Annotated in this window: 6 protein-coding genes and 1 pseudogene; 1 reads left to right on the forward strand and 6 read right to left on the reverse strand. The window is 70.6% G+C overall.

What is annotated here, in order from left to right; genetic code table 11:
* A pseudogene (locus E1267_RS42325) lies at positions 1–182 on the reverse strand (S8 family peptidase); the annotation flags it as partial.
* 174 nt (positions 183–356) lie between these two features.
* On the opposite strand from E1267_RS42325, the gene E1267_RS42330 reads away from it, so the two are divergent.
* Positions 357–851 carry a DUF3145 domain-containing protein gene (locus E1267_RS42330; protein ID WP_212746292.1) on the forward strand — a complete coding sequence of 165 codons (495 nt, stop codon included), beginning with the start codon at positions 357–359 and terminating at the stop codon, positions 849–851.
* Positions 852–965: 114 nt separating this feature from the next.
* Here E1267_RS42330 and E1267_RS42335 read toward each other — a convergent pair whose 3' ends face one another.
* The 5 genes from E1267_RS42335 to E1267_RS42355 form a co-directional block, all read right to left on the reverse strand.
* On the reverse strand, positions 966–2,390 hold the full coding sequence (locus tag E1267_RS42335; protein WP_132341748.1) for an acyl-CoA carboxylase subunit beta: 1,425 nt from the start codon (positions 2,388–2,390) through the stop codon (positions 966–968).
* Between the two features lies 1 nt (position 2,391).
* Positions 2,392–3,624 (reverse strand): beta-ketoacyl-ACP synthase II, encoded by a 1,233-nt coding sequence (gene fabF, locus E1267_RS42340; protein WP_132341750.1) that lies wholly within the window; start codon positions 3,622–3,624, stop codon positions 2,392–2,394.
* A gap of 49 nt (positions 3,625–3,673) precedes the next feature.
* Positions 3,674–3,913 carry an acyl carrier protein gene (locus E1267_RS42345; protein ID WP_132341752.1) on the reverse strand — a complete coding sequence of 80 codons (240 nt, stop codon included), beginning with the start codon at positions 3,911–3,913 and terminating at the stop codon, positions 3,674–3,676.
* A 90-nt stretch (positions 3,914–4,003) separates the two neighbouring features.
* Positions 4,004–4,960, reverse strand: a complete 957-nt coding sequence (locus E1267_RS42350; RefSeq protein ID WP_132341754.1) for a beta-ketoacyl-ACP synthase III — start codon at positions 4,958–4,960, stop codon at positions 4,004–4,006.
* Positions 4,957–5,334, reverse strand: a 378-nt coding sequence (locus tag E1267_RS42355; protein ID WP_132341756.1) for an ACP S-malonyltransferase, incomplete at its 5' end; no start/stop codon positions are given. The genes E1267_RS42355 and E1267_RS42350, both read right to left, overlap by 4 nt.

A 5,334-nucleotide genomic window follows, 5' to 3' on the forward strand; every position in this document is an offset into this window, starting at 1 on the left:
CCCTCGTCGCGGAGTTCGGCGGTGACCTCGCAGGGGTCGGCGCCGGGAGACAGATGGATGACGCAGACACCGTCCGCCTCCGAGACTGCCTGGGTCCAGCGCGACGCGGCGGACAGCGCCGACCGGTCGGTCAGGACCTGACCTGGCCGGATATAGGCGTCGCCGACAGATTGCATGTCCATGAGCCCGTATCTTTCCTCGCGCGGCCCGCTGTCACATGCGACTCGCCCACCAAGTTGGTATGGCCCCCCACTGGTGCGTGATGGCGACCGACGGTAGTCTCTCCCTAGTCACTTGTGATCATCCCGGGACGAGGCCGTTGGGGAAGGCGCACCTCGTACCGAATGGGAGGTCCGGTGTCTGCTCGTGGCGTCCTTTACGTCCACTCGGCTCAGCCCGCGCTGTGCCCGCACATCGAATGGGCAGTCGCGGGTGTCCTCGGCGTGCCCGTAGACCTGACGTGGACTCCGCAACCCGCCGCGCCCAACGTCGTGCGTGCGCAGGCGGAATGGGAGGGCAGGCCCGGCGTCGCCGCGGCCATCGCCTCCTCGCTCATGGGCTGGCAGCGGCTCAGATTCGAGATCACCGAGGACGCCTCGCCGGGTGTCGACGGGTCCCGGCACGCCTACACGCCGACGCTCGGCGCCTTCACGGCGGTGATCGGCGCCTCAGGCGACATCATGATCCCCGAAGAGCGGCTGCGCGCCGCGATGATGATGGCCGCCGAGGGGCGGTGCGTGCTGGAGGACGAGCTCGACAAGATGCTGGGCAGGCCGTGGGACGAGGAGTTGGAGCCGTTCCGCTATGCCGGGGACGGCGCTCCTGTCCGCTGGCTGCACGCCGCCGTCTGACACCTCCCGCTCGGCACGAGCAGCGCCCCACGGCCGGACTCCGCTGCCCGGCAACGCAAAGGCCCCGCACCGGGACCGGTGCGGGGCCTTTGCGTTGCCGGCTGTGGCCGGCGGTTACAGCGGGATGTTGCCGTGGGCGCCGCGGGCCGGGGTGGCCTGGGCGAGGAGCTTGGCGATCGCGCCGCGGGTCTCCTCGGGCTTGATCACCTCGTCGATGACGCCCAACTCTTGCGCCCTGGTCAGGCCGCCGGCGAGCTTCTGGTGCTCGGCGGCCAGCCGCTCTTCCAGTGCGGGCCGCTCGTGCTCGGGCGCGGCGGCCAGCTCGCGCCGCTTGATGACGCGCACCGCCGCGACGGCCCCCATCACGGCGACCTCGGTGGTGGGCCAGGCGAAGACCTTGGTGGCGCCCAGGGCGCGGGAGTTCATCGCGATGTACGCTCCGCCGTAGGCCTTGCGGGTGATCAGCGTGACCCGGGGCACCGACGCCTCGGCGAAGGCGTGCAGCAGCTTGGCTCCCCGGCGGACGACGCCGTCGTGTTCCTGGCCGACGCCCGGCAGGTAACCGGGTACGTCCACCAGGACAACCAACGGCACGCCGAAAGCGTCACACATGCGTACGAAGCGGGCGGCTTTCTCGGCGGACGTGGCGTCGAGGCAGCCACCGAGTCGCATCGGGTTGTTGGCGATGACCCCGACCGTCCGGCCGCCGAGCCGGCCGAGCGAGGTGACGATGTTGGGTGCCCACTTGGGGTGCAGCTCCAGGCCGGGCTCGTCGAGCAGGCCGTTGACCAGCGGCTTGACGTCGTAGGCGCGGCGAGCGGAGTCGGGAAGCAGGGTGGAGAAGTCCACTTCCTCGATCTCTCCCGTGCGCAGCCGGCCCTGGTGGCCGAGCAGCGTGGCGAGCTGGCGCGCCTTGAGGTAGGCGTCGGTCTCGGTTTTGGTGACGATGTGCGCCACGCCGCTGCGCTTGCTGTGGGGGTCAGGGCCGCCCAGGGCGGCGCTGTCGACGTCTTCGCCGGTGACGCTGCGGACCACGTCGGGGCCGGTGACGAAGATGCGGCCGGAGTCGGCCAGGATGACCAGGTCGGTGAGAGCGGGGCCGTAGGCGGCGCCGCCCGCGGCGGCGCCGACGACCACGGAGATCTGCGGCACGACGCCGGATGCCTTGGTCATGGCGGCGAAGACCCGGCCGACGGCGTGCAGCGACTCGACGCCGTCGGGGATGCGGGCGCCGCCGCAGTGCCAGATGCCGATGACGGGCACGCGTTCGCGCACGGCCACGTCGTAGGCGTGCACGATGTGCTCGCAGCCTTCACTGCCCATGGCGCCGCCCTGGAAGCGGGCGTCGCTGCAGAAGGCGACGACGGGGACGCCTTCGACGCGCCCCATGGCGGCGAGCATGCCGCTGTTGTCCTGCGGGGTGATGAGTCGTAGCGAGCCCTCGTCGAGCAGCGCGGTGAGGCGGGCGACGGGATCGCGGGGATCGGCAGGCTCCTGATCGGAGCCGGACGTCACCACCCGGTTGTCGAGGACGGTCACTTTATGCCCCCTTAAAGACGACGGTCACGTTGTGCCCGCCGAATCCGAACGAGTTGTTGACCGCGGCCACGTCGCCGTCGGGCAGCGTGCGGTTCTTGCCGTGGACGATGTCGACCTCGATGCCGTCGTCGAGGTCGTCGATGTTGATCGTGGCGGGAACGACCCGCTCCTGCAGTGCCTTGATCGTGAAGACCGACTCGATGCCGCCCGCGCCGCCGAGCAGGTGCCCGGTCATGGACTTGGTCGACGTCACCAGCGGGTGGGTGCCGATGGCCTTGGCCACGGCCTGCACCTCGCCGACGTCGCCCGCGGGCGTCGAGGTGGCGTGGGCGTTGACGTGCTTGATGTCGTGACCGGTGACGCCGGCGTCGGTGAGCGCCTGCGTCATCGCCATGATGATGCCCCGGCCGTCGGGCTCGGGCTGCGTGATGTGGTGCGCGTCGGCGGAGTAGCCGACGCCGGAGCAGTAGGCGTAGATGTGCGCCCCCCGCGCCCTGGCGTGCTCCTCCGACTCCAGCACGACGATGCCGGCGCCTTCGCCGAGCACGAACCCGTCGCGGCCGCGGTCCCACGGCCGCGAGGCGCCCGCCGGGTCGTCGTTGCGGGTGGACATGGCCCGCGCGGCCGCGAAGGCGGCGATGTTGAGGCCGTGGATGGCGGCCTCGGTGCCCCCGGCGACCACGACGTCGGCGCGGCCCACCCTGATCATGTCCATCGCGTGGCCGATGGCCTCGGCGCCGGACGCGCACGCCGACACCGTGGCGTGCACACCCGCCTGGGCGCCCAGGTCGAGCCCGATCCAGGCGGCCGGGCCGTTGGGCATGAGCATCGGCACGGTGAAGGGCGACAGCCGGTTCCAGCCGCGCTCGCGGTAGGTGTCGTAGGCGGACAGCGTGGTGTTGATGCCTCCGATGCCGCTGGAGACCACGACGCCGAGCCGCTCCGGCGGCACCTCGGGAGAGCCGGCGTCCTGCCAGGCCTCCCGCGAGGCGACCATCGCGAACTGCTCGCTGCGGTCGAGGCGGCGGGCCTCGGGCCGCGGCAGCACCTCGGCGGGGTCGACCGCGGCCGTCCCCGCGAACTTCACGGGGACGGTGTCGATCCAGTCCGTGGTGAGAGCCTTTACGCCCGACTGACCGGCGAGGAGCGCCGTCCAGGTCGAGGTGACGTCCCCACCGACGGGCGTCGTCGCGCCGAGCCCGGTGACGACGACACGTACCCGGTTCGCACTCACGTTTCGCGCTCCCTTGCTGATCAGTACTGGTCGGATCGGGTGTTGAGGCTCAGTTCTGGATGAAGGTGAGGACGTCCTTGACCGTCTTCAGGTTCTTGAGCTGGTCGTCGGGGATCTCGACGCCGAACTCGTCCTGGGCGGCCACGGCGATCTCGACCATGGACAGGGAGTCGATGTCGAGGTCGTCCACGAAGCTCTTCTCGGGGGTCACCTCGGACGCCGGGATGCCGGTGATCTCGTTAATGATCTTGCCGAGGCCCTGGAGGATGTCCTGCTCGGTGGCAGCCATGTCGCTGTTTCTCCTTTGGTTTCCTGGAATCTGTACGGCCGCGCCGCACAAGTCTTTCTCTGGGTGGCACGGTGCAGACCGTGCCCGATCCTACGGAATCTCGATCACTTGGCCCGCGTAGGTCAGGCCGGCGCCGAAGCCGAGCACCAGCGCGAGATCGCCCGTGCGGACCTCACCGCGTTCCACCATGCGCGAGAGCGCGAGAGGGATGGAGGCGGCCGAGGTGTTGCCCGACGTGACGATGTCGCGCGCGATGACGGCCTGGTCGGCGCCCAGCTTACGGGCGATGGCCTCGATGATGCGCAGGTTGGCCTGATGGGGGACGAATGCCGCCAGTTCGGACGGGTCGACACCCGCCCGCGAGCAGGCTTCGAGCGCCACCGGATGCAGCGCGGTGGTGGCCCAGCGGAACACCGTCTGGCCCTCCTGGCGGAGGTAGTCGGTGCGATCCTTGATGCTGATGGCCTCGGATTTGTCGCCGGCGCTGCCCCATACCACAGGGCCGATGCCGGGCGTCTCCGACGGGGCCACCACCGCGGCCCCCGCGCCGTCGGCGAAGATCACGGCGGTGGACCTGTCGGTCCAGTCGATCCACTGTGACAACTTCTCCGCGCCGATGACCAGCACGTTCCTGGCCGACCCCGCGCGCACCGCGGCGCTGGCGGTGCCGAGGGCGTAGCAGAAGCCGGCGCAGGCGGCGTTGACGTCGAAAGCGCCGGGCGACTCGATGCCCAGCCGGTGGGCCACGATGGCGGAGGCGTTGGGGATCTGGGTCTCGAGCGTGCAGGTGGCGACGATGACGAGGTCGACGTCTTCCGGCGACAGCCCGCTCGCGGCCAGCGCCTTGCCGCCGGCGATGGTGGCCATGTCCTCCAGGGACTCGCCGTCGGGCGCGATCCTGCGCTCCTTGATGCCGACCCTGGAGCGGATCCAGTCGTCGTCGGTTGCCATGGACTTGGCCAGGTCGTCGTTGGTGACCACGTTGGCCGGCTGGTAGTGGCCGAAGGCGAGCACCCTGCCGCCAGGGGCGATATCAGGAATTTTCACGCGATCAGCTCCCTGGCCCTGTCGAGGTCGTCGGGGGTCTTCAGCGCGACGGTCCGCACGCCGCGCATGCCGCGCTTGGCCAGACCGGTCAGCGTGCCGCCGGGCAGCAGCTCGATCATCCCGGTGATGCCGAGACCGGCCATGGTCTCCATGCAGGCGCCCCATCTGACGGGGCTGCTGACCTGCTGGACCAGCCGCTCGACGAACTCGGCGCCGCTGGCGACCGGTCGGCCGTCGAAGTTGGACAGCAGCGTGACCTTCGGGTCGGCGGGCGTGACGTTCGTCGCGGCCTCGCGCAGGCTCTCGACCGCCGCGGCCATGTGGACGGTGTGGAACGCGCCTGCCACGGAGAGCGGGATGAGCCGGGCGCGGGC

This window comes from Nonomuraea longispora (genome assembly GCF_004348345.1).
Taxonomy (GTDB): domain Bacteria; phylum Actinomycetota; class Actinomycetes; order Streptosporangiales; family Streptosporangiaceae; genus Nonomuraea; species Nonomuraea longispora.

Excerpts from the sequence above, each read along its gene's own strand:
- E1267_RS42345 (WP_132341752.1), bottom strand. The coding sequence starts at position 3,913 with ATGGCTGCCACCGAGCAGGACATCCTCCAGGGCCTCGGCAAGATCATT.